Annotated in this window: 20 protein-coding genes and 2 tRNA genes; 15 read left to right on the plus strand and 7 right to left on the minus strand. The window is 67.3% G+C overall.

Translation table 11 applies throughout. The annotated features are described in order from the left end of the window. Positions 1–738 (minus strand): fumarate/nitrate reduction transcriptional regulator Fnr, encoded by a 738-nt coding sequence (gene fnr / locus ACO2TI_RS22520; RefSeq protein WP_423287689.1) that lies wholly within the window; start codon positions 736–738, stop codon positions 1–3. Positions 739–881: 143 nt separating this feature from the next. Between fnr and hemN the strand changes: the two genes are divergently transcribed. The 3 genes from hemN (at position 882) to icd (ending at position 4,418) form a co-directional block, all read left to right on the plus strand. Then, entirely contained in the window at positions 882–2,261 is a 1,380-nt protein-coding gene (gene hemN, locus ACO2TI_RS22525; protein WP_423287691.1) for an oxygen-independent coproporphyrinogen III oxidase, read from the plus strand. Between the two features lie 10 nt (positions 2,262–2,271). Beyond that, positions 2,272–3,027, plus strand: a complete 756-nt coding sequence (locus tag ACO2TI_RS22530) for a sulfite exporter TauE/SafE family protein (RefSeq protein WP_423287693.1) — start codon at positions 2,272–2,274, stop codon at positions 3,025–3,027. Between the two features lie 137 nt (positions 3,028–3,164). Beyond that, entirely contained in the window at positions 3,165–4,418 is a 1,254-nt protein-coding gene (gene icd / locus ACO2TI_RS22535; RefSeq protein ID WP_423287695.1) for an NADP-dependent isocitrate dehydrogenase, read from the plus strand. Positions 4,419–4,551: 133 nt separating this feature from the next. On the opposite strand, the gene ACO2TI_RS22540 is transcribed toward icd, so the two are convergent. Beyond that, complete coding sequence (locus ACO2TI_RS22540) at positions 4,552–4,809, minus strand: cold-shock protein (RefSeq protein ID WP_423287697.1); 258 nt, start codon at positions 4,807–4,809, stop codon at positions 4,552–4,554. A 258-nt stretch (positions 4,810–5,067) separates the two neighbouring features. On the opposite strand from ACO2TI_RS22540, the gene clpS reads away from it, so the two are divergent. Together clpS and clpA are read left to right on the plus strand one after the other, a co-directional pair. Then, positions 5,068–5,424: an ATP-dependent Clp protease adapter ClpS gene (gene clpS, locus ACO2TI_RS22545; RefSeq protein WP_423287699.1), complete on the plus strand. Its 357-nt coding sequence runs from the start codon at positions 5,068–5,070 to the stop codon at positions 5,422–5,424. Next, positions 5,421–7,727: an ATP-dependent Clp protease ATP-binding subunit ClpA gene (gene clpA / locus ACO2TI_RS22550; RefSeq protein WP_423287701.1), complete on the plus strand. Its 2,307-nt coding sequence runs from the start codon at positions 5,421–5,423 to the stop codon at positions 7,725–7,727. Before clpS ends, clpA begins: the two co-directional genes overlap by 4 nt. Positions 7,728–7,772: 45 nt before the next feature. On the opposite strand, the gene ACO2TI_RS22555 is transcribed toward clpA, so the two are convergent. From ACO2TI_RS22555 to ACO2TI_RS22570, 4 genes are read right to left on the minus strand one after another with little or no spacing between them, the layout of a single operon-like run. After that, a complete protein-coding gene (locus tag ACO2TI_RS22555) occupies positions 7,773–8,567 on the minus strand; it encodes a zinc-dependent peptidase (protein WP_423287703.1) in 795 nt (264 codons plus the stop codon). 8 nt (positions 8,568–8,575) lie between these two features. Then, positions 8,576–9,385, minus strand: coding sequence for a UDP-2,3-diacylglucosamine diphosphatase (locus ACO2TI_RS22560; RefSeq protein ID WP_423287705.1), 810 nt, complete (start codon positions 9,383–9,385; stop codon positions 8,576–8,578). 14 nt (positions 9,386–9,399) lie between these two features. Next, complete coding sequence (locus ACO2TI_RS22565) at positions 9,400–9,900, minus strand: peptidylprolyl isomerase (RefSeq protein WP_423287707.1); 501 nt, start codon at positions 9,898–9,900, stop codon at positions 9,400–9,402. Position 9,901: 1 nt separating this feature from the next. Next, positions 9,902–10,519: a peptidylprolyl isomerase gene (locus tag ACO2TI_RS22570; protein WP_423287709.1), complete on the minus strand. Its 618-nt coding sequence runs from the start codon at positions 10,517–10,519 to the stop codon at positions 9,902–9,904. Positions 10,520–10,655: 136 nt separating this feature from the next. Between ACO2TI_RS22570 and cysS the strand changes: the two genes are divergently transcribed. The 10 genes from cysS to ACO2TI_RS22620 all read left to right on the plus strand — a co-directional run bounded on the left by cysS (position 10,656) and on the right by ACO2TI_RS22620 (position 20,998). Continuing rightward, complete coding sequence (cysS, locus tag ACO2TI_RS22575) at positions 10,656–12,032, plus strand: cysteine--tRNA ligase (protein ID WP_423287711.1); 1,377 nt, start codon at positions 10,656–10,658, stop codon at positions 12,030–12,032. 43 nt (positions 12,033–12,075) lie between these two features. Then, entirely contained in the window at positions 12,076–12,720 is a 645-nt protein-coding gene (locus ACO2TI_RS22580) for a DNA-3-methyladenine glycosylase family protein (protein ID WP_423287713.1), read from the plus strand. Positions 12,721–12,786: 66 nt separating this feature from the next. Next, positions 12,787–13,755, plus strand: coding sequence for an acetyl-CoA carboxylase carboxyltransferase subunit alpha (locus ACO2TI_RS22585; RefSeq protein WP_423287715.1), 969 nt, complete (start codon positions 12,787–12,789; stop codon positions 13,753–13,755). 6 nt (positions 13,756–13,761) lie between these two features. Next, positions 13,762–15,072: a tRNA lysidine(34) synthetase TilS gene (gene tilS, locus ACO2TI_RS22590; RefSeq protein ID WP_423287717.1), complete on the plus strand. Its 1,311-nt coding sequence runs from the start codon at positions 13,762–13,764 to the stop codon at positions 15,070–15,072. A gap of 76 nt (positions 15,073–15,148) precedes the next feature. Then, on the plus strand, positions 15,149–16,423 hold the full coding sequence (locus ACO2TI_RS22595) for an aspartate kinase (protein ID WP_423287719.1): 1,275 nt from the start codon (positions 15,149–15,151) through the stop codon (positions 16,421–16,423). Positions 16,424–16,437: 14 nt separating this feature from the next. Beyond that, positions 16,438–16,531, plus strand: a tRNA-Ser gene (locus ACO2TI_RS22600). A gap of 97 nt (positions 16,532–16,628) precedes the next feature. Beyond that, positions 16,629–17,123 carry an LEA type 2 family protein gene (locus ACO2TI_RS22605; RefSeq protein WP_423287721.1) on the plus strand — a complete coding sequence of 165 codons (495 nt, stop codon included), beginning with the start codon at positions 16,629–16,631 and terminating at the stop codon, positions 17,121–17,123. An 895-nt stretch (positions 17,124–18,018) separates the two neighbouring features. Beyond that, positions 18,019–18,092 (plus strand) — tRNA-Gly (locus ACO2TI_RS22610). A gap of 17 nt (positions 18,093–18,109) precedes the next feature. Further along, positions 18,110–19,738, plus strand: coding sequence for a group II intron reverse transcriptase/maturase (ltrA, locus tag ACO2TI_RS22615; protein WP_423287804.1), 1,629 nt, complete (start codon positions 18,110–18,112; stop codon positions 19,736–19,738). 306 nt (positions 19,739–20,044) lie between these two features. Continuing rightward, the gene (locus ACO2TI_RS22620; protein ID WP_423287723.1) at positions 20,045–20,998 is read left to right on the plus strand and encodes a GGDEF domain-containing protein; all 954 of its coding nucleotides are present in this window, start codon (positions 20,045–20,047) and stop codon (positions 20,996–20,998) included. Between the two features lie 15 nt (positions 20,999–21,013). On the opposite strand, the gene ACO2TI_RS22625 is transcribed toward ACO2TI_RS22620, so the two are convergent. After that, the gene (locus ACO2TI_RS22625) at positions 21,014–21,910 is read right to left on the minus strand and encodes an aspartyl/asparaginyl beta-hydroxylase domain-containing protein (RefSeq protein ID WP_423287806.1); all 897 of its coding nucleotides are present in this window, start codon (positions 21,908–21,910) and stop codon (positions 21,014–21,016) included. Between the last annotated feature and the right edge of the window lie 120 nt (positions 21,911–22,030).

The raw sequence follows: 22,030 nt of genomic DNA on the forward strand, positions 1-22,030 counted from the left end.
TCAGCAGCTGGTCGCGGCGACCAGCCGGCGCAGGCCGGCGGCGTCGCGCACGCGCACGTCGCGCTGCTTGACCTCGAGCAGGCCGTCGTCTTGGAACTTGGAGAAGGTGCGGCTCACGGTCTCGAGCTTGAGACCGAGGTAGCTGCCGATCTCCTCTCGCGTCATGCGCAACACCAGCGCGGTCGGCGAGAAGCCGCGCGCCTGCAGGCGCTGCGTGAGGTTGAGCAGGAAGGCCGCCACACGCTCCTCGGCGCGCATGCTGCCCAGCAGCAGCATCACGCCGTGGTCGCGCACGATCTCGCGGCTCATGATCTTGTGGAACTGCTGCTGCAGCGGCGTGAACTCGCGCGAGAGCTTCTCGAGCTGCTCGTACGGGATTTGGCAGACCTGGGAGTCTTCCAGCGCGACCGCATCGACCGTGTGGCGGTCGCTGCTGATGCCGTCCAGGCCGAGCAGTTCGCCGGCCATCTGGAAGCCGGTGACCTGGTCGCGGCCGTCGTCGGCGACGACGCGGGTCTTGAAGAATCCGGTGCGTACGGCGTAGATCGACGTGAAGCGATCGCCGGCCTGGAACAGGGGCTCGCCGCGGCGCACGGAACGCGGCGGCGCGACGAAGCGCCCCAACCGGTCCAGTTCGTCGGCGGACAGCCCGAGCGGCAGGCACAGCTCGCGCAGGTTGCAACTCGAGCATGCGACCTTGACGGCCTCGATGCGCGTTGAATCGGCAGAAGCACTCATGCGCGAAATTATCGTGATGCAGCTCAGCGCGAGAACTCGTGCGGCGCCGCCGCGCAAGCGCTGTTTGACGGAGATCAAGCGACTGCGCGGACCCGGGCGGCACAGTCCTTCGCATGCTCACCGAGCCGAAATCCGTGGCGCCCATGATCGACGCCGAGCTGCTGCGCCGCTTCTCCAAGGGCGGGCCTCGCTACACCTCCTATCCGACCGCCGATCGCTTCGTCGAGGCCTTCGGCGCCGAGCAGTACCTGCAGGCGCTGGCCCAACGCCGCGAAGGCGGGGCGCTGCATGGCGGCGAACCTTTGTCGGTCTACGTTCACATCCCGTTTTGCGAGTCGCTGTGCTACTACTGCGCCTGCAACAAGGTCGTCACGCGCCAGCATGGCCGTGCCGAGCCTTATCTGGCGGCGCTGGAGACGGAGATGGCGCTGCAGGCGCAGGCGCTCGGGCCGCACCGGCCGGTCGCGCAGCTGCACCTGGGCGGGGGCACGCCGACCTTCCTCAGCGATGCCGAGCTCTTGCGCCTGATGACCAGCCTGCGGCGCAGCTTCGCGTTGCAGCCCGGTGCCGAATGCTCGATCGAGGTGGACCCGCGGACCGTGGACACGTCGCGGCTGGCGTGGCTGGCCGAGCTGGGCTTCAACCGCATCAGCTTCGGCGTCCAGGATCTGGACGCAGCGGTGCAGCAGGCGGTGCACCGCGTGCAGCCGCTCGAGCAGATCGAGGCGTTGATGCGCGATGCGCGGGCATTGGGCTTCGAGTCGATCAACGTCGACCTGATCCACGGCCTGCCGCGGCAGACCACGGCGTCGTTCGCGCGCACCGTGCGCGAGATCGCCCGGCTGCGGCCCGACCGCATCGCGCTGTATGCCTACGCCCACCTGCCGCAGCGCTTCAAGCCGCAGCGGCGCATCGTCGCCGAGGAACTGCCCGGTGCGGGAGAGCGGGTGGCGCTGCTGGCCCAGGCGATCGACGGCTTCCTCGAGGCGGGTTATGAGTACATCGGCATGGACCATTTCGCGCTGCCGGGCGATTCGCTGGCCGTTGCGCGGCGGCAGGGCCGTCTGCATCGCAGCTTCCAGGGCTACTGCACACAGCCCGACGGCGATCTGATCGCGCTCGGCGTCTCGGCAATCGGCCGCGTCGGCGCGACCTACAGCCAGAACACCAAGGATCTGGCCGAGTACCAGGAACTGCTCGCCGCGGGCGTGCTGCCCGTCGTGCGCGGTCTGGCGCTCAGCCGGGACGACCTGCTGCGCCGCGCGGTGATCATGGCGCTGATGTGCCAGGGGCGGCTGGCGTTCGAGTCGATCGAGCTGGCGCACCTGATCGATTTCCGCACCTACTTCGCCGAGGAATTGGCGGAGCTGCAGGCACTGGCCGACGACGGCCTGGTGACGATCGACGCCGACGGCCTTGAGGTCACGCCCTTGGGCTGGTACTTCGTGCGTGTGATCGCGATGGTGTTCGACAGGCCGCTGCGCAGCGACCGTGCGCGCGAGCACTACTCGAAGGTGATCTGAGGATCCGTCGATGGACGGCTCCCTGCTGCTGTCCGGCCTGCTGATCGGCTTGGCCGGGAGTCCGCATTGCATCGCGATGTGCGCCGCGCCTTGCACGGCGCTGGCCTCGCGCTGCGATCCGCAGCGTCCGCGGCGGGCGCTGCTCGCCTGGCACGCGGGCCGCGCGCTCGCCTACACGGCGGCCGGTGCGCTGGCGGCCGCGGGCAGCGGCGCGCTGTTCGAGCTGGCGCGCGCGTCGGTGGCGCTGAAGCCCTTGTGGACGCTGCTGCAGGTGGCGGCGATGGTCCTGGGCTTGTGGCTGCTGGTGACCGGCCGGGCACCGTATTGGTCGGCCACCGGCATGCCGGGCTGGCTGCGTCGCATCGGCGCTGCGGATGACGCTCGGCCGATCGTCGTGGCGCCCGCCGGCCAGCGCGGCGCGTTCGCGATCGAAGCGCCGTCGGCTGGGGGTGGCTGGCGCGCCGGCGCCGCCGGACTCGCCTGGGTGGCGTGGCCCTGCGGCCTGCTCTACGCGGCGCTGGCGGTCGCGACGCTGGGGGCGACACCCTGGCACGGCGCTGCCGTGATGGCGGCCTTCGCGCTGGGCAGTTCGGCGGGCCTCGCGGCCGGGTCGTGGCTGTGGCGGCTGGGACGGGGCAACCGCCAGGTCGTGCCGCCGACGGTCGCGCTGCGCCTGGCCGGCGCGTTGCTGACCGCCGCCGGACTGTGGGCGTTGTGGCGCCACGGCGTGGCGGGCGAGGTTCAGGCCTGGTGCCTGCCATCCTGATCGCAGCGCCAGTGAAGCCCCGAAGGCCCGAGCGCTAGAGTCGCTCGCCTACAATCGCCGGCTCGGTCCGACACCGTCGCCGGCCCGAAAAGAACCCTCCCGCAGCCTTATCGATCCCCGAGCGGAGACTCATCGACATGTACCAGCACATCAAGGTGCCCACGGGCGGCCAGAAGATCACGGTCAACAAGGACTTCTCGCTGAACGTGCCCGACCAGCCCATCATTCCCTACATCGAGGGCGACGGCACCGGGTTCGACATCACGCCGGTGATGATCAAGGTCGTGGACGCGGCCGTCGAGAAGAGCTACGGCGGCAAGCGCAAGATCCACTGGATGGAGATCTACGCCGGCGAGAAGTCGACCAAGGTCTACGGCCCGGACGTCTGGCTGCCGGAAGAGACCCTGCAGGTGCTCAAGGAGTACGTGGTCTCGATCAAGGGCCCGCTGACCACGCCGGTCGGCGGCGGCATCCGCTCGCTGAACGTCGCGCTGCGCCAGGAGTTGGACCTCTACGTCTGCCTGCGCCCGGTGCGCTACTTCAAGGGCGTGCCCTCGCCGGTCAAGGAGCCCGAGAAGACCGACATGGTCATCTTCCGCGAGAACTCGGAAGACATCTACGCCGGCATCGAGTTCGAAGCCCAGAGCGAGAAGGCCAAGAAGCTGATCAAGATCCTGCAAGAGGAATTCGGCGTCAAGAAGATCCGCTTCCCCGAGACCTCGGGCATCGGCGTCAAGCCGGTCTCGAAGGAGGGCACCGAGCGCCTGGTGCGCAAGGCCATCCAGTACGCGATCGACAACGACAAGCCCTCGGTCACCCTGGTTCACAAGGGCAACATCATGAAGTTCACGGAAGGCGGCTTCCGTGACTGGGGCTACGCCCTGGCCCAGAAGGAGTTCGGCGCCGAGCTGATCGACGGCGGCCCGTGGTGCAAGTTCAAGAATCCGAAGACGGGCAAGGACATCGTCGTCAAGGACGCGATCGCCGACGCCTTCTTGCAGCAGATCCTGCTTCGCCCGGCCGAGTACTCGGTGATCGCGACGCTGAACCTCAACGGCGACTACGTCTCCGACGCGCTGGCGGCGCAGGTCGGCGGCATCGGCATCGCCCCGGGCGCAAACCTCTCGGACTCGGTCGCGATGTTCGAGGCCACCCACGGCACCGCACCCAAGTACGCCGGCAAGGACTACGTCAACCCGGGCTCCGAGATCCTCTCGGCCGAGATGATGCTGCGTCACATGGGCTGGACCGAAGCGGCCGACCTGATCATCAGCTCGATGGAGAAGGCCATCCTGTCCAAGAAGGTGACCTACGACTTCGCCCGTCTGCTCGATGGCGCGACGCAGGTCAGCTGCTCGGGATTCGGCCAGGTCATGATCGACCACATGTGAACCGCCGGCGCTGGCCGCCGGAATCGAACGAAATCAGAAGGGCCCGCCATCGGCGGGCCCTTCTTTCATGTCGCTTGTGCTTTTGTCTTGCCCGGCGGCCGTCGTGTCAGCTTGGCGGCAGCCTCGGCCGGCCTCAGGGGCTCGGCTGGGGCGCTGCCTCGCTGCGGACGGCGGCACCGCTACGGGCATCGACCGGCGTGATGTTCTGCGCCAGCTTGCCCTTGGGACCTTCGACCAGCTCGAAGGTCACGCGGCTGCCCTGCTTGAGCGTCCTAAAGCCTTCCATCTGGATGGCCGAAAAATGGGCGAAGACGTCTTCGCCACCCCCCTCCGGCTCGATGAAGCCGAAGCCCTTTGCATCGTTGAACCACTTGACGGTCCCGTTGGCCATGACGCCCTCCTCAAACGGGTGCACTATCGTTATTGGGTCATTCTTGGCGAGCGCTTTTCGGGGTGTCAATGGCGCGGACCCGGTAAGCCCCTGCCCGCGGCAGGGGCGGCCAAGAGGCGTGTCGGATCCATGCCCTCGCCGTGGCGCCCAGGCGTCATGCCTTGAACGCGGGGAATCAGTCGCCATCTGCCCACGCAAAGGGTCGTCCGAGCCCCCTGGCGCGAGTGCGGATCGGACGCTGTCTATAGAATGAATTCCATGCCGGACGACCCGATCAAACCCCCCGCAGTGCCGAGCGTCTTGCCCCGGCCGGACGACGGTCAGGGTGCGGTCGTGGCCGAGCGGAAAACGGCCAAGGTCGAACCTCCCCGGCTGTTCCAGGTCGTGATGCTGAACGACGACTACACCCCGATGGAGTTCGTCGTGATGGTGCTGCAGGAGTACTTCCAGCGGGACATCGAAACAGCCACGCAGATCATGCTGAAGATCCATCACGAAGGCAAAGGCGTGTGCGGCGTCTACACCAAGGACGTCGCCGCCACGAAAGTCGAGTTGGTGCTCGCGGCCGCCAAGCGGTCGGGACACCCGTTGCAATGCACCATGGAGGCCGCATGATTGCCCAGGAACTAGAAGTCAGCCTGCATATGGCCTTCGTCGAGGCCAGGCAGCAGCGGCACGAATTCATCACGGTCGAGCATCTCCTGCTGGCTCTGCTCGACAACCCCTCGGCCTCCGAGGTGCTGAAGGCGTGCTCGGCCAACATCGATGACCTGCGCAAGAGCCTGACGCAGTTCATCAAGGAGAACACGCCCACCGTCGGCGGTACCGACGAGGTGGACACCCAGCCCACGCTGGGTTTCCAGCGCGTGATCCAGCGCGCGATCATGCACGTGCAGTCCACCGGCAATGGCAAGAAGGAAGTGACCGGCGCCAACGTGCTGGTTGCCATCTTCGGCGAGAAGGACTCGCACGCCGTCTACTACCTGCACCAGCAGGGTGTGACGCGCCTGGACGTGGTGAACTTCATCGCCCACGGCATCAAGAAGAGCGAGCCGCCGGAGCCGTCGAAGTCCAGCGACGGCGGCGCCGACGCCGAGAAGGAAGAAGCCGCGGAGGGCAAGGGCTCGCCGCTGGAGCAGTTCACTCAGAACCTCAACCAGCTGGCACGCGAAGGCAAGATCGATCCGCTGATCGGCCGCGAGCTCGAGGTCGAGCGGGTGATCCAGGTGCTGTGCCGCCGGCGCAAGAACAACCCGCTGCTGGTCGGCGAGGCCGGCGTCGGCAAGACCGCGATCGCCGAGGGCCTGGCCTGGCGCATCACGCAAAGCGACGTGCCCGAGGTGCTCGCCGATGCCAACGTCTACGCGCTCGACATGGGCGCGCTGCTGGCCGGCACCAAGTACCGCGGCGATTTCGAGCAGCGCCTGAAGGCCGTGCTGAAGTCGCTCAAGGACCAGCCGGGCGCGATCCTCTTCATCGACGAGATCCACACCCTGATCGGCGCCGGCGCGGCGTCGGGCGGCACGCTGGACGCGAGCAATCTGCTCAAGCCGGCGCTGTCGAGCGGCGCGCTCAAGTGCATCGGCGCGACCACGTTCACCGAGTACCGCGGCATCTTCGAGAAGGACGCGGCGCTGTCGCGGCGCTTCCAGAAGATCGACGTGGTGGAGCCCTCGGTCGAGCAGACGATCGAGATCCTCAAGGGACTGAAGTCGCGCTTCGAGGATCACCACCAGGTCAAGTACGCGCTTGGCGCGCTGCAGGCCGCGGCCGAGCTGTCGGCCAAGTACATCAGCGACCGCCATCTGCCGGACAAGGCGATTGACGTGATCGACGAGGCCGGCGCCGCGCAGCGCATCCTGCCCAAGAGCAAGCAGAAGAAGACCATCACGCGCAGCGAGGTCGAAGACATCGTCGCGAAGATCGCGCGCATCCCGCCCGCGAGCGTCAGCAACGACGACCGCGGCAAGCTGAAGAACCTCGACCGCGACCTCAAGAACGTGGTGTTCGGCCAGGACGCCGCGATCGACGCGCTGGCTTCGGCGATCAAGATGGCGCGCTCGGGCCTCGGCAAGCCGGACAAGCCGATCGGCTCGTTCCTGTTCAGCGGCCCGACCGGTGTCGGCAAGACCGAGGTCGCGCGCCAGCTCGCGTTCACGCTGGGCATCGAGCTGATCCGCTTCGACATGTCGGAGTACATGGAGCGCCACACGGTCAGCCGGCTGATCGGCGCGCCGCCGGGCTACGTCGGTTTCGACCAGGGCGGCCTGCTGACCGAGGCGATCACGAAGAAGCCGCACGCGGTGTTGCTGCTCGACGAGATCGAGAAGGCGCACCCGGACGTCTTCAACGTGCTGCTGCAGGTGATGGACCACGGCACGCTGACCGACAACAACGGGCGCAAGGCCGACTTCCGCAACGTGATCATCGTCATGACCACGAACGCGGGCGCCGAGACGATGAACAAGGCCACGATCGGCTTCACCAACGCCCGCGAGCAGGGCGACGAGATGGCCGACATCAAGCGCTTGTTCACGCCCGAGTTCCGCAACCGGCTCGACGCCATCGTCAACTTCCGCGCGCTGGACGAGGAGATCATCCTGCGGGTGGTCGACAAGTTCCTGCTCCAGCTCGAGAGCCAGCTGGCCGAGAAGAAGGTCGAGGTCACCTTCACGGACGCCTTGCGCAAGCACCTGGCGAAGAAGGGCTTCGATCCGCTGATGGGCGCGCGTCCGATGCAACGGCTGATCCAGGACACCATCCGCCGCGCGCTGGCCGACGAGCTGCTGTTCGGTCGCCTGGTCGACGGAGGCCGGCTGACGGTGGACATCGACGCCGAAGGTCAGCCGGTGCTGGACATCCAGCCGCCGCGCACGAATGGCAAGCCCAACAGGGCCGAGCCGGCGACCGCCGACTGACGGTCGCGTCACGCTTGGTCGCAGGGGCCCGCAAGGGCCCCTTTTTCATGTCGATTCGGCGTCCGGTCGCGGCAACACGGCGGCCGGGTCTTGCCTGAAATAGCGCGAGAGCAGGTCGTAGAGCGCTGGTGCTTCGTCGCGCAGCCCATGCGGGGCGACGAAGAACGCCTCGGCGGCGACCGGAAAGAACTCGTCCAGGCCTTCGCAGCCGTAGGGGTCGAGCACGGTGGCGCGCCCGGCATCGACCGCGCGCTCGAGCTGGCCAAGCGCCGCCTCCAGCACCTGCACCCAATGCCGCCGGTCGATCTCGCGCGGCAGCGGCGGAACGCCGTCGGGCTCGCCCTCGACCATGTCGAGCACGTGCATGAACTCGTGGATGACGACGTTGTACGCGCCTTCGGGGTGTTCGCCGGCGTGCGCCACGTCTTGCCACGACAGCATGACCGGGCCGCCTTGCATCGCCTCGCCGGCGAGCACCTCGTCGTACTCGTGCACGATGCCGGTCTCGTCTTGCACCGAGCGGCTCGCAACGACCTCGTCAGGATGCATCACGATGCCGACGAAGCCGTCATAGGCGCCGAGCCCGAGGTGCAGCACGGGCAGACAGGCCTGGGCAGCGACCGCGACGGCCATCGCATCGTCGACCCGCAGCCCGCCTGCGCCATGGAACTGCTTGCGATCGAGGAACAGCGTCGCAAGGCGGCGCAGCGCCACGAGATCGCCGGCGTCGCGCAGGCCGATGAAGGGGTAGCGCTCGAGCGTCGCCTGCCAGATGTCGTCGGGGACCGGCCGCTCGGCCAGCGCGCGCGCATCGCGCCGTCGGCGCCACCAGGCGAACATGCCGTGCCTCAGGAGCCCGTGGCCGGCGCGACGCGCTCGAAGCCGCGCTCCGACAGCCGCAGCACGCCGGCGCGCTGCGAACCCCGGTCGCACTCCCAGTCGGTCAGCACCATGCGCATGAAGCCGGGCGCGAGGACTTGGTCGCCGGGCCGGTGCGTGTGGCCGTGCACCATCACCGATGTGCCGGTCGCGCGCATCCACTGCACGGCCGCGGCGGCGTCGACATCGGCCCACAGTTCCTCGCGCTGACCGGCCTGGTGGGCGCGGCTGGCTTCGCGCATGCGCTCGGCGATCGAGCGGCGTTCGGCCAGCGGGCGCGCGAGGAAGGCGTCGCGCCAAGCCTCGGTGCGCACCTCGGCGCGAAAGCGCTGGTAGGCCGTGTCTTCGAGGCACAGCGCGTCGCCGTGCGTGAGCAGCACTCGCTCGCCGAACGCCAGCAGCACGGTCGGGTCGGGCAGCGCAGTCATGCCGCAGGCGCCGAGCAACTCCGAGCCGACCAGGAAGTCGCGGTTGCCGGCCATGAAGGCGATCCGACGGCGCGAGGCCGCCTCGTGCAGCGTCTCGACGATGCCGCGCTCGAACGCGCCGTCGCGGGCATCGTCGCCGACCCAGGCCTCGAACAGGTCGCCGAGGATCATCACGGCGTCGGCGGACGTGTGCAGCAAATGGGCCTCGAATGCGGCGCAGGTCGCCGGTTGCGAGGCCTGCAGGTGCAGGTCGGAGATGAAATCGATGGCTCGCCACTGCGGCGGCGCACGAAATTCCTCGAAGCGAGGAAGCCGCGGCGCCGGACCGGCCGTGGCGGGCGATGTGCTCATCGATGCTGGCAAGCTCAGACCGCGACGGCCTTGTTGATCACGACGTTCTCCAGCGGCACGTCGTCATGGAAGCCGCTGCGGCCGGTCTTGACCTTCTCGATCGCGTCGACCACGTCCTGACCGGAGACGACCTTGCCGAACACCGCATAGCCCCAGCCGCTGGGCGATTCGGACGTGAAGTTCAGGAAGGCGTTGTCGGCGGCGTTGATGAAGAACTGCGCGGTCGCCGAATGCGGCGCGTTGGTGCGCGCCATCGCGACCGTGTACTTGTCGTTCTTCAGGCCGTTGGCGGCCTCGTTTGCGATCGGCGCCTGCGTGGGCTTTTGCTTCAGGCCCGGCTCGAAGCCGCCGCCTTGGATCATGAAGCCCTTGATCACGCGGTGGAACACGGTGCCGTCGTAATGGCCGCTGGCCACGTACGCGAGGAAGTTCTCGACCGTCTTGGGCGCCTTGGCCTCGTCGAGCTCGAGGGTGATCACGCCTTGCGTGGTGTGCAGTTCGACCTTCTTCGTCATGTCACTTCTCCAGGGTTGCCTTGTTGATCACGATCGGCTGCAGCGGCACGTTCTGGTGCATGCCCTTGTTGCCGGTGGCTGCGACGCGGATCTTGTCGACCACATCCATGCCGGCGACGACCTTGCCGAACACGGCGTAGCCGTTGCCGTCGCGCGCATTGGCTGCGTCGAGCCGCGCGTTGTCGACCACGTTGATGAAGAACTGCGAGGTCGCCGAATCGGGGTCCATCGTGCGCGCCATCGCAATCGTGCCGCGCAGGTTCGCGAGACCGTTGCGGCTTTCGAGCGGAATCGGTGCGCGCGTGGGTTTCTCGCTCATGTCGGCCTTCATCCCGCCGCCTTGGATCATGAAGCCGTCGATCACGCGGTGGAAGATGGTGCCGTTGTAGTGCCCGGCCTTCACGTACTGCACGAAGTTGTCGACCGTCTTCGGCGCCTTGGCGCGGTCGAGCTCGACGACGATGTCGCCGGCCGTGGTGCTCAGCCGCACGCGCTCGGCGGTCGCGGGCTTGGCTTCGGCGGCCTTGGGCGCAGCGCTCGGCGTGGCCGCGAATGCGCTGCCGGCGGCAGCGAGCAGCCAGGCAGCTGCATGAAGCCAGGAACGACGCGAAACGGGCATGGGTTCTCCTTGTTCGGGACGAGCCGCTATTGTCCACCGCCGCGTCCCCGGGGCGCGGGGAAGGGCCGTCGCGGCCGAGGCCGGTGGCTATACTGCATCGCTTCGATCGTCGGCCGTGCCCTGAGGCACCTCACAGATGAGCCTGCGCATCCACAACACGCTCACCCGCAGCACCGAAGCCTTCACTCCGCTCGAGCCCGGCCATGTCCGCATGTACGTCTGCGGCATGACCATCTATGACCTGTGCCACGTGGGTCATGCGCGGATGATGATGGCCTTCGACGTGGTGCAGCGCTGGCTCAAGGTGAGCGGCTATCGCGTCACCTACGTGCGCAACATCACCGACATCGACGACAAGATCATCCGTCGCGCGCTGGAGCGCGGCATCTCGATTCGCGAACTGACCGACGAGATGATCGCCGCGATGCACCGCGACATCGGCGCGCTGGGCATCGAGCGTCCCACGCACGAGCCGCGCGCGACCGAGTACGTCGGGCAGATGGTCGGCCTGATCGAGGCGCTGGAGCGAAAGGGCCTGGCCTACCGGGTGCCGGATGGCGACGTCAACTTCGCCGTGCGGCGGTTCCCGGGCTACGGCAAGCTGTCTGGCAAGTCGCTCGACCAGCTGCGCGCCGGCGAGCGCGTCGCGGTGCTCGGCGACAAGGAAGACCCGCTGGACTTCGTGCTCTGGAAGGCGGCCAAGCCCTCCGAGCCCGAGGATGCCAAGTACCCGGCGCCGTTCGGCCCCGGCCGCCCTGGCTGGCACATTGAATGCTCGGCGATGTCGCAGGCCCTGCTGGGCGAGACCTTCGACATCCACGGCGGCGGCATGGACCTTCAGTTCCCGCACCACGAGAACGAGATCGCACAAAGCGAGGGCGCGAACGGTAAGCCCTTCGTGCGCTACTGGCTGCACAACGGCTTTCTCAACGTCGACAACGAGAAGATGTCCAAGTCGCTGGGCAACTTCTTCACGATCCGCGACGTGCTCAAGAGCTACGACGGCGAGACGGTGCGCTTCTTCATGCTGCGTGCGCATTACCGCAGCCCGTTCAACTACAGCGATGCAGGGCTCGACGACGCGAAGGCCGCGCTCACGCGCCTGTACACCGCGCTCGACGCCGTGCCGGCCGAAGACATCGGCGCGCTCGACTGGAGCGAGCCCCACGCCGCGCGCTTCAAGGCGGCGATGGACGACGACTTCAACACGCCGATCGCCGTGTCGGTGCTGTTCGAGCTGGCGAACGAGGCCAACCGCACGCGTTCCGCGCGCACCGCAGGTCTGCTGAAAGCTCTGGCCGGCACGCTGGGCTTGCTGCAGCAGCCGCCCGCGAACTATCTTCAAGGCGGTGTCGCGGGCGACGACGCCGCCATCCTCGAACGCATTGCCGCGCGCGCGGCCGCCAAGGCTGCGAAGAACTTCGCCGAGGCCGACCGTATTCGCGCCGAACTCGCTGCGCAAGGCATCGTGCTCAAGGACTCGCCCCAGGGAACCACCTGGGTGCGCGGCTGAGCCTCGTCCGCGTCGTTCGCTTCTTCGAGCACAGACGTCCTCCATGTCGCCGCGCGCTGTTGCCCTGGTCACGCCCGATTATTGGGACGAGGCCTGCAAGCACCTGTCGCGCCGCGATCGCGTCATGCGCAAGCTGATTCCGCAGTTCGGCGAGGCCCGACTGCAAAGCCGCGGCGACGCGTTCACCACGCTGGCGCGCTCCATCGTGGGGCAGCAGATCTCGGTGAAGGCCGCGCAGTCGGTGTGGGAGCGCTTCGCGGCCCTGTTGCCGGCACGCATCGCGCCGCTCGCGGTGCTCGAGCTGGATCCGACGTCGATGCGCTCGGTGGGCCTGTCGGCGCGCAAGGTAGACTATCTGCTGGATCTGGCCCGTCACTTCGAAGACGGCACGGTGCATGTCAAGCGCTGGGCCGACATGGACGACGAGGCCATCATCGAGGAGCTGGTCGCGATCCGCGGCATCGGCCGCTGGACAGCCGAGATGTTCCTGATCTTCCACCTGATGCGGCCCAACGTGCTGCCGCTCGACGACCTCGGACTGCTCAAGGGCATCAGCGTCAATTACTTCAGCGGCGAGCCGGTCTCGCGCGTCGAGGCGCGCGAAGTCGGCGATGCCTGGTCGCCGTACCGATCGGTGGCCACCTGGTACCTCTGGCGCAGCCTTGACCCGCTGCCCGTGGACTACTGACAATGCGCCGCTGCCGGCCAAAGCGGCCGGCGCGCGACGAGAAAGGACCTTCTTCGGATGAATGCCGTGAAGAAGCACTTCCTGGAGTTCGAGCAACCCATCGCCGAACTCGAGACCAAGATCGACGAGCTGCGCTACGTGCAAAGCGAGTCGGCAGTCGACATCTCCGAGGAGATCGATCGCCTGTCCAAGAAGAGCCAGCAGCTCACCAAGGACATCTACTCGAGCCTCTCGCCCTGGCAGGTGACGCAGATCGCGCGCCATCCGCAGCGGCCCTACACGCTCGACTACGTCAACGAGATCTTCACCGACTTCCACGAGCTGCACGGCGACCGCGCCTTCGCGGACGACCAGAGCATCGTCGGCGGCCTGGCTCGCTTCAACGGCCAGGCCTGCATGGTGATCGGCCACCAGAAGGGGCGCGACACCAAGGAGCGCGCGCTGCGCAACTTCGGCATGAGCCGCCCCGAGGGCTACCGCAAGGCGCTGCGCCTGATGCGCCTGGCGCAGAAGTTCGGCCTGCCGGTGTTCACTTTCGTCGACACGCCGGGGGCCTATCCCGGCATCGGCGCCGAGGAGCGCGGCCAGTCGGAGGCGATCGGCCACAACATCTTCGAGATGGCGCAGCTCGAGGTGCCGATCATCACCACGATCATCGGCGAGGGCGGCTCCGGCGGCGCACTGGCGATCGGCGTGGGCGACCAGGTGCTGATGCTGCAGTACTCGGTCTATTCGGTGATCTCGCCCGAAGGCTGCGCGTCCATCCTCTGGAAGACCTCCGAGCGCGCCAGCGAGGCGGCCGAGGCCATGGGCATCACCGCGCACCGACTCAAGGCGCTGGGCCTGATCGACAAGATCGTCAACGAGCCGGTCGGCGGCGCGCATCGCGACCCGAAGCAGATGGCCGCCTACCTCAAGCGCGCGCTCAACGACGCGTTGCGCCAGGTGTCGGACCTCAAGCCGGCCGAGCTGCTCAAGCAGCGCTACGAGCGGCTCAAGAGCTACGGCCGCTTCTCCGACACCAAGGAGCGCTAAGCGCCGATGGCGACGCCCGCCGTCGCCGTGGCCTACAGCGGTGGGCGCGACTCGACCGCGCTGCTGCACGCCACACTGCTCGCCGCGCGCGAGCTGGGCACAGTGGTGCATGCGTTGCACGTCCATCACGGCCTGCAGGCCCGGTCCGACGACTGGGCGGCGGCCTGCGAGGCTCAGTGCGTGCGCTGGGCGCGCCGCGGCCTGCCGGTGGTCTTCCATCTCGAGCGGCTCGCGCTGAAGCCGCGGCGCGGCGAGAGCATCGAAGCACTCGCGCGCGAAGCGCGCTACGCGGCCCTCGAGCGCATGGCGCGTGGCGCGGGCTGCCGGCTCGTGCTGCTGGCGCAGCATCGCCGCGACCAGGCCGAAACCTTCCTGCTGCAAGCGCTGCGCGGCGCCGGCGTGGCCGGACTGGCGGGGATGCCGCATTCGTTCGAACGTAGCGGAATCACCTGGGTGCGTCCCTGGCTCGACCGACCGCGCGAAGCCGTCGAGGCCTACGTCCGCCGGCACCGGCTGCGCTTCATCGACGACGACAGCAATGCCGATGCGCGGTTTGCGCGCAACCGCTTGCGACTGAAGGTGTGGCCGCACCTGCTGGACGCGTTTCCCGATGCCGAATCGACGTTGTTCGATGCTGCCCGCTGGGCCGGGCATGCTGCGGCGCTGGCCGACGACGTCGCGCGCGTCGATCTGGCCGCATGCATGGTCGGGTCCGGCGAACTCGACGTGGCGGCCTGGTCGGCGCTGACGCCGGCGCGCGGGCGCAACGCCTTGCGCGCCTGGCTGCGCGAGCGCACCGGCCGTGCCCCCACCGCCGCCCTGGTCGAGCAGCTGTGCAGGCAGCTGCCGGACGCGCGCGGTACGGCCAGCTGGACCGTCGATGCCGCTATGCGCGTGGAGCGCTATCGCGGCCGCCTTCGCGTCGTGGCGCCGCGCGCGGTCGTCGGCGAGCGGGAATCCCGCCTCTCGGTCGTGCGGGCCGGACGCCATGCCTTGCCGGGTTGGGGCGGAACGTTGGTCGCGACGCGGGTGCGCGAGGGCGGGCTGCCGCGTGCCTCACTGGTCGACCTGGAACTGCGCGAACGCGTGGGCGGCGAGCGCTTCCAGCTCGGGCCGCACCGCCCCGCGCGCAGCCTCAAGAAGCAGTTCCAGTCGGTCGGTGTGGCCGCCAGCGAACGCGATGCGCCGCTCGTCTTCAGCGCCGACGGTCGACTGCTCTTCGTACCCGGCCTTGGCGCCGATGCGCGCGCGCTTGCCGCGCCCGGCGAGCCGCAGTTCGCCCTGATGTGGATTGCCGGCGACCGGGCCGACAGCTAGCGGTCAGTCGCCCCCGTAAAATCCCGGGTTCACGCGCGCGTGGCCGGCCGCGTTCAAAGCAACCAGGCCGATTCCGATGGCATTGATCGTTCACAAGTACGGCGGCACGTCGATGGGCTCGACCGAGCGCATCCGCAACGTCGCCAAGCGCGTCGCCAAATGGGTGCGCGCAGGCCACCAGCTGGTGGTCGTGCCCTCCGCGATGAGCGGCGAGACCAACCGCCTGCTCGGCCTCGCGAAAGAGCTTGCGCCGTCAACGCAGACCGCCGATTACGCGCGCGAGCTGGACATGATCGCCTCGACCGGCGAGCAGGTCTCGGTCGGCCTGCTGTCGATCGCGCTGATGGCCGAGGGCATGGAGTCGGTCAGCTATACCGGCTGGCAGGTGCCGATCCGCACCGACAGCTCGTTCACCAAGGCGCGCATCCAGAGCATTGACGATCAGCGCGTGCGCGCCGACCTGGAAAGCGGCAAGGTGGTCATCATCACCGGCTTCCAGGGCGTGGACGACGAGGGCAACATCACGACGCTCGGCCGCGGCGGCTCGGACACGTCGGCGGTCGCGGTGGCCGCGGCCATGAAGGCTGCCGAGTGCCTGATCTACACCGACGTCGATGGCGTCTACACCACCGATCCGCGCATCGTTCCGGAAGCGCGCCGCCTGCGCACCGTGAGCTTCGAGGAAATGCTGGAGATGGCCAGCCTCGGGTCCAAGGTGCTGCAGATCCGCTCGGTCGAGTTCGCCGGCAAGTACCGCGTGCCGCTGCGCGTGCTGTCGAGCTTCACGCCCTGGGACATTCCGCTCGACGAAGAGGCCAAGTCGGGCACGCTGATCACTTTCGAGGAAGACGAGAACATGGAACAAGCCATCGTGTCGGGCATCGCGTTCAACCGCGACGAGGCCAAGATCACCGTGATGGGCGTGCCCGACAAGCCGGGCATCGCGTTCCAGATCCTGGGCCCGGTCGCCGATGCCAACATCGACGTCGACGTCATCATCCAGAACGTCTCGCACGACGGGAAGACCGACTTCTCGTTCACGGTGCACCGCAACGACTACCCGCGCGCGCTCGAACTGCTCAAGACGCAGGTCGCACCGGCCACCGGCGCGACCGAGGTGCTCGGCGACCCCAAGATCTGCAAGGTCTCGATCGTCGGCATTGGCATGCGCTCGCACGTGGGCATTGCCAGCAAGATGTTCCGCTCGCTGAGCGAGGAGGGCATCAACATCCAGATGATCACCACCAGCGAGATCAAGACCTCGGTCGTGATCGACGAGAAGTACATGGAGCTCGCGGTGCGCGCGCTTCACAAGGCTTTTGATCTGGATCAGCCCGCGGCTGCGGCATAATCGCGCCCTGGCCTGGAGTCGTGACCGAGAGGCCGAAGGTGCTCCCCTGCTAAGGGAGTATGCGCGCTAAAACGTGCATCGAGGGTTCGAATCCCTCCGACTCCGCCACCCGTTTCGCAAGGCCCGCCATCGGCGGGCCTTTGCTATTGGGGCATCGGTACGGTGGGGCCACGGCTAGACTGGGCCTTGTTCGTGGAGGCCGACCATGCCGCATCGCCGCTCATTCCTTCATGCATCGGGCGCGTGGGTCGCTGCCATGCTTTCGGGTTGTGCCGCGCTGAGCGGCCGCGATCCCGTGCAGGTGCAAGTGGCTGGCATTGAACCGTTGGCCGGAGAGGGCCTCGAGCTTCGCTTCCTGGTCAAGCTCAGGATCCAGAACCCCAACGACGCGCCGATCGCCTATGACGGTGTCTTCGTCGACCTTGCCGTCAATGGTTCGAGCTTCGCCACCGGTGTCAGCGATGCGGCGGGCAGCGTGCCGCGCTTCGGCGAGGCCGTGCTGCAGGTTCCGGTGACGGCATCGGCACTGCGACTCGTGCGCCAGGCCATCGAGATGGCTGGACCGGTCGAGCACGGCAGGGTCGAGTACCAGCTGCGCGGCAAGCTGAGCGGTCCGGCGTTCATTGCCCTGCGCTTCGAGTCGCACGGGCGGCTCGAGCTGCCAGGCCTGGCAGGAATTGCCGCGCAGCCCGCGCGTTGATACGGGCCCTGGCCCATTCGCGCGATCGCTTCGCGTAAACTCCGGCGCCAGCGCGGGTGTAGTTCAACGGTAGAACGGCAGCTTCCCAAGCGTGCGACCTGAGGTCGCGTTCGGTCAGCTACGGCCGACCACACCGCTGATGCCACGGCATCACACTAGTGTGGGCAACGTAGCAACGTCGGGCAGGTTCGCCTGTCCCGGCATATCAACCGAGAGGTTCCTCGAGGGCCGCAAGGCGATCGGGACCCAGCGCGGCGCAAGCCGTGCGATGAGTTGTTGCACAGGTGTAAGCCTGCGCGCAACCTGGCGTTCAGCCGCCAGTAGCCTAGGTGCAGTGCGGGGTTGGTAACGACCCCGTGCCGAGCGCACTGACAAAGTAGCCACCCTGACGGGTGCGTGGATCCCGTGAGGGTCTCCACGCGATTCTGGAAGTCGAAATCCGGATGCGGCGCAAGGCTTGGTCAAAGGACCAACGCAAGTGAACCACTGGTAAATGCCGTCAAGCTTGAGCGAGCCAAATCGACTGACAGGCTCGGACCAAAACGGTACGTGATCGGATGTCTCCCTGCTTGGTGGAGACACGCTGGCACAACGATCACCGGCAGATAGGTGGGGCCCTCCTGACCGTGCTCATCACACGGAACAGGGTAAGCCCGTAACTGCGTCGCGCCGCGAGGCGCGACAAGCCTGGTTGTAAAATCAGGTGCAGCGGTTGCGGGTAAAGGATCGCGGAGAAAGCGAATGCCAGGCTGTAATGGCTCGGATAGGGGATGCAACGATCGCCCCGACCCGAAAGGGTGCTGACTTCCGCGTGGTGGCCTGTCGCGAGACAGGTCTGCTCCAACCGTCCCGGAGGGACTATCCTCCGGGGTAGTCGTCCATCCTCCGGGACCGGGCGGGCGTAGTTCAATGGCAGAACTTCTGCTTCCCAAGCAGATAGCGTGGGTTCGATTCCCATCGCCCGCTCCACATCAACGGAGGTTGATATGGACGCAAGTACTTGCGATGTCGCCTCCACCAACTGGACGCACTGGCACGGCATACCGTGGCAGGACGCGCATCAGGTGGTCGGGAGGTTGCAGGCAAGAATCGCGAAAGCAGCGAAGGCAGGCGAATGGCGCACAGTCAAACGCCTGCAAAGACTCCTCACCCGCTCGTCCAGCGCGAAAGCGCTGGCGGTAAAGCGGGTCACCGAGAACCAGGGTCGCAAGACGCCTGGCATCGACCGGCAGACTTGGAGTACTCCGGACGACAAGTGGCAGGCCCTCGGCACCTTGCACAGCAAGGGGTACAGGCCGCAGCCACTCAGACGGGTCTACATCCCGAAAGCAAACGGCGACAGACGCCCCCTGGGCATCCCAACCATGCGCGATCGGGCCATGCAAGCGCTACATCTGCTGGCGCTCGACCCCGTTGCTGAAACGACTGGCGATGTTCACTCTTACGGCTTCCGCCGTGGGCGCTCGACGGCCGACGCGATCGAACAGGTGCGCAACGCGCTTGGACGAAAGCACTCGCCGAAATGGGTGCTCGAAGGAGACATCAAAGGTTGCTTCGACAACATCAGCCACGACTGGCTGCTCGCCCACGTCCACATGGACAAGGGCGTGCTGCGCAAGTGGCTGAAGGCCGGGTACTTCGAGGGCAATGCCCTGTTCCCGACGGACAGCGGTACACCCCAGGGCGGGATCATCTCGCCCGTACTCGCAAACCTGGCTCTGGATGGCCTGCAAAGCAAGCTGGCGGAACTCTTCCGCACGGTACGCGATGCACGGGCCGCCAAGGTCAACTACGTGCGTTACGCCGATGACTTCGTCATCACCGGCAGCTCGAAAGAGCTGCTGGAGACGACGGTCAAGCCGCTCGTGCAGCAGTTCATGCGCGAGCGAGGGCTCGAACTCTCGGAAACGAAGACGCTGGTCACCCATGTGAACGACGGCTTCGACTTCCTGGGATGGACGGCTCGTTGGCAAGGACGCATGCTGTTGACGCAGCCAGCCAAGAAGAACGTCAAGAACTTCCTGGAGAAGGTCCGCGGAACCCTGCGGAAGAAGCGCACCGCCAAACAGGCAGACGTGATCGACCTGCTCAACCCGGTTCTCCGAGGTTGGGCGGGGTACCACCGAAGCCAGATGGCAACGCGCACGTTCGCGAAGGTAGACCACCAGATCTGGCAGGCGCTTTGGCGCTGGGCTATCCGCCGCCACCCCAACAAGGGTGAGCGCTGGGTGAAGGCCCGGTACTTCCGGCGCATCGAAGGTCGCGACTGGCACTTCGCAAACAAGGACAAGCTGCTGTTGACGCTGACGAGCTTCCACAAGAAGCGGCACGTCAAGATCGACGGCAGTCGAAATCCGTACAGCCCCGAAGACGAGGACTACTTCGACGCGCGTCTGGCGCGCAAGATGGAATCCGACTTGAAGGGGCGCAGGAAGCTGGCGTGGCTGTGGCACTGGCAAGACGGCCTGTGTCCGAACTGCCAACAGAGGATCACGAAGGAGACGGGGTGGCACATCCACCACATCACCAAGCGGTCCCACGGCGGCTCGGATCAGGTCAGCAACCTCCAGTTGCTTCACCCGAATTGCCACCGACAGCACCACGCCAACGAGTGAGTCTTGAAAGCAACTTCGCAGCGGTCGTTCATGCCCGACAGGGTGGACGACTTCAGGCTGCCTGAGCCGGATGCGGGGAAACCTGCCCGTCCGGTTCTTAGGGGGAGGGGTGCCGCGAGGCACCCTTCCTACCCGACTTCATACGAGGGTTCGATTCCCTTCACCCGCTCCACACTCCCGCCTCTTGCACGCCCGGCTTGCGCGCTCGCGCAACAACAAATGAAACGGCGCGGGCGGCGACCCTCCGGTACGATCGTCGGCTTCTTGTGAGCGCGTGCGCCGTGCACGTGCGATGCGGAGCGAGGAATGTCCGAAACGCGGGACGCGGCGCAGGCCTTGCGCGTGCTGTGGGTGGCTGAGGCCGGTGCGCAGGCCGAGGCACTTGCCGCGCATCGGCTGGGGCCGTTCGAGTTGGAAGTCTGTCCCGATCGCGTCTCGGCTGCCGAAAGCGTTCGTGCCCGGCCGTTCGATGCCGTGGTGCTCGCGCTCGGCGAGGCCGAGGATGCGCGTGCGGTGGCGTTGCGCGCCTGGGCTCCTCTGGCCCAGGACATGGCGATCGTGCTGATCGCGCCTGCACTCGAACAGCCTGCGGAGTTCAGCGCATGGATGACGCTCGGCGTGCAGGAGCTGCTGAGCGCCGACGAACTCGATGCAGGGACGCTCGCGCGCGCGCTGCGCGCTTCGGTCGAGCGCCATCGCGCCCTGCGGGAGGCCCTGCGCGCGCACGCGAGCGACCTCACGACAGGGCTGCCCAACCAGCAGCAGTTCGTCGACCAGCTGAGCCAGCTGTTGGCGCTGCGCCAGCGTCAGCCGGCCGCAACGGCCGTGGTGGTGCTGCGCATCGAGGGCTTTTCGACCGTGCAGGCGTCGCTCGGGGCGGAGGCCGCCAACGTCCTTCGCCGCAAGGTTGCCGTGCGCCTGCGCAGCGGCGTGCGTGCCAGCGACATGGTCGCCGCGTTGCCGGGCGACGGCTACGCCGTCCTGCTTTCCGCGCTCGACCAGTCGGCGCATGCGTTGGCGGTGGCCGCCAAGCTGGCGGCCTCGCTGCGTTCGGTGTTCCGTCTCGGCACGCAGGACGTGGCGCTGGCGGTGGCGGTCGGCGTGTCGGTTTTTCCTAGCGACGGCGAGGATGCGGCGCCGCTGCTGCAGCGCGCCGTGGGCTTGGCCGCGGGCGCGATGGCCAGCGGCCGTGCCGGCTTCGTCAACCGCGAAGAGGGCGGCCGCAGCGCCGCAGCGAACGACGACGAGCTGGCGCCTTGAGCGGCCCCGTGCTCCTCAGCGCACGATCAGCCAGATGGCTCCCCCGATCAGCACCCACTTGACGACGTTGTACAGCGGCCTGCTGGCCGCCTTGAGCCTCTTGCCGACCAGGCGGATCTTGTAGGCCTGCGCGAAGAACTTGTTGATCGCGCCGATGGGCTCGCCTTCCTCGTTCTGCGAGCCGGCGGCGGCCATCACGAGGCGGCCGAAGCCGCGGTTGAGCCAGCGCATCGGTGCAAAGCGCAAGGGCCGCTCGACGTCGCAGAACAGGATCACGCGCTGCGAGTCGGTCGTGTTCTCGGCGTGGTGGATGAAGGTCTCGTCGAACATCACCGCTTCGCCGTCTTTCCAGTGGTAGCGCTGACCATCGACCTCGATGTAGCAGCCCGGCGCATTGGGCGTGACGAGGCCGAGGTGGTAGCGCAGCGAGCCGGCGTAGGGATCGCGATGGCGCACGAGGCGCGCGCCCGGCGGCAGCGACGCGAACATCGCCGCCTTGATGCTGGGGATCTGGTTCAGCAGCTCCACCGTGCGCGGGCACTTCTGTGCGGCCGACGCGAGGTCATGGCCGTACCACTTCAGGTAGAAGCGCTTCCAGCCGGTGCGAAAGAAGGAATTGAATCCGACGTCGTTGTAGCCGGTCGCGGCGCGGATGCCGCCGTCCTCGTTCAGCCGCATGGCCTCGTCGCGGATGATCTGCCAGTGCTCCTGCAGCGGCGCGAGGTCCTTGAATTCCTTCGTGTCGATGTAAGCCGTGGCCGGCGTGCGCGAGAAGAGATACATCAGCGCATTGACCGGCGCGAGCAGCACCTGGAAGTCGGTCAATGCGCGCACGATGCCGAAGCGCACCTTGCCGCGCAGGTGCGCGTACAGCGCGGTCACGACGAAGATCAGCACCACCAGGTGGCGCACCCCAAGGGAAAAGCCGGCGATTTCCATTGTGCGATTGTCGCTTCAGGCTGCTTGCCCCAGCGGACGCCGTGGATCCGGCTCTGCCGGTCCACTGGCGTCGCCCCCTCGGGGGAGGCGGCC

Source organism: Caldimonas sp. KR1-144, from assembly GCF_049446155.1.
Classification (GTDB): Bacteria; Pseudomonadota; Gammaproteobacteria; order Burkholderiales; family Burkholderiaceae_C; genus Rivibacter.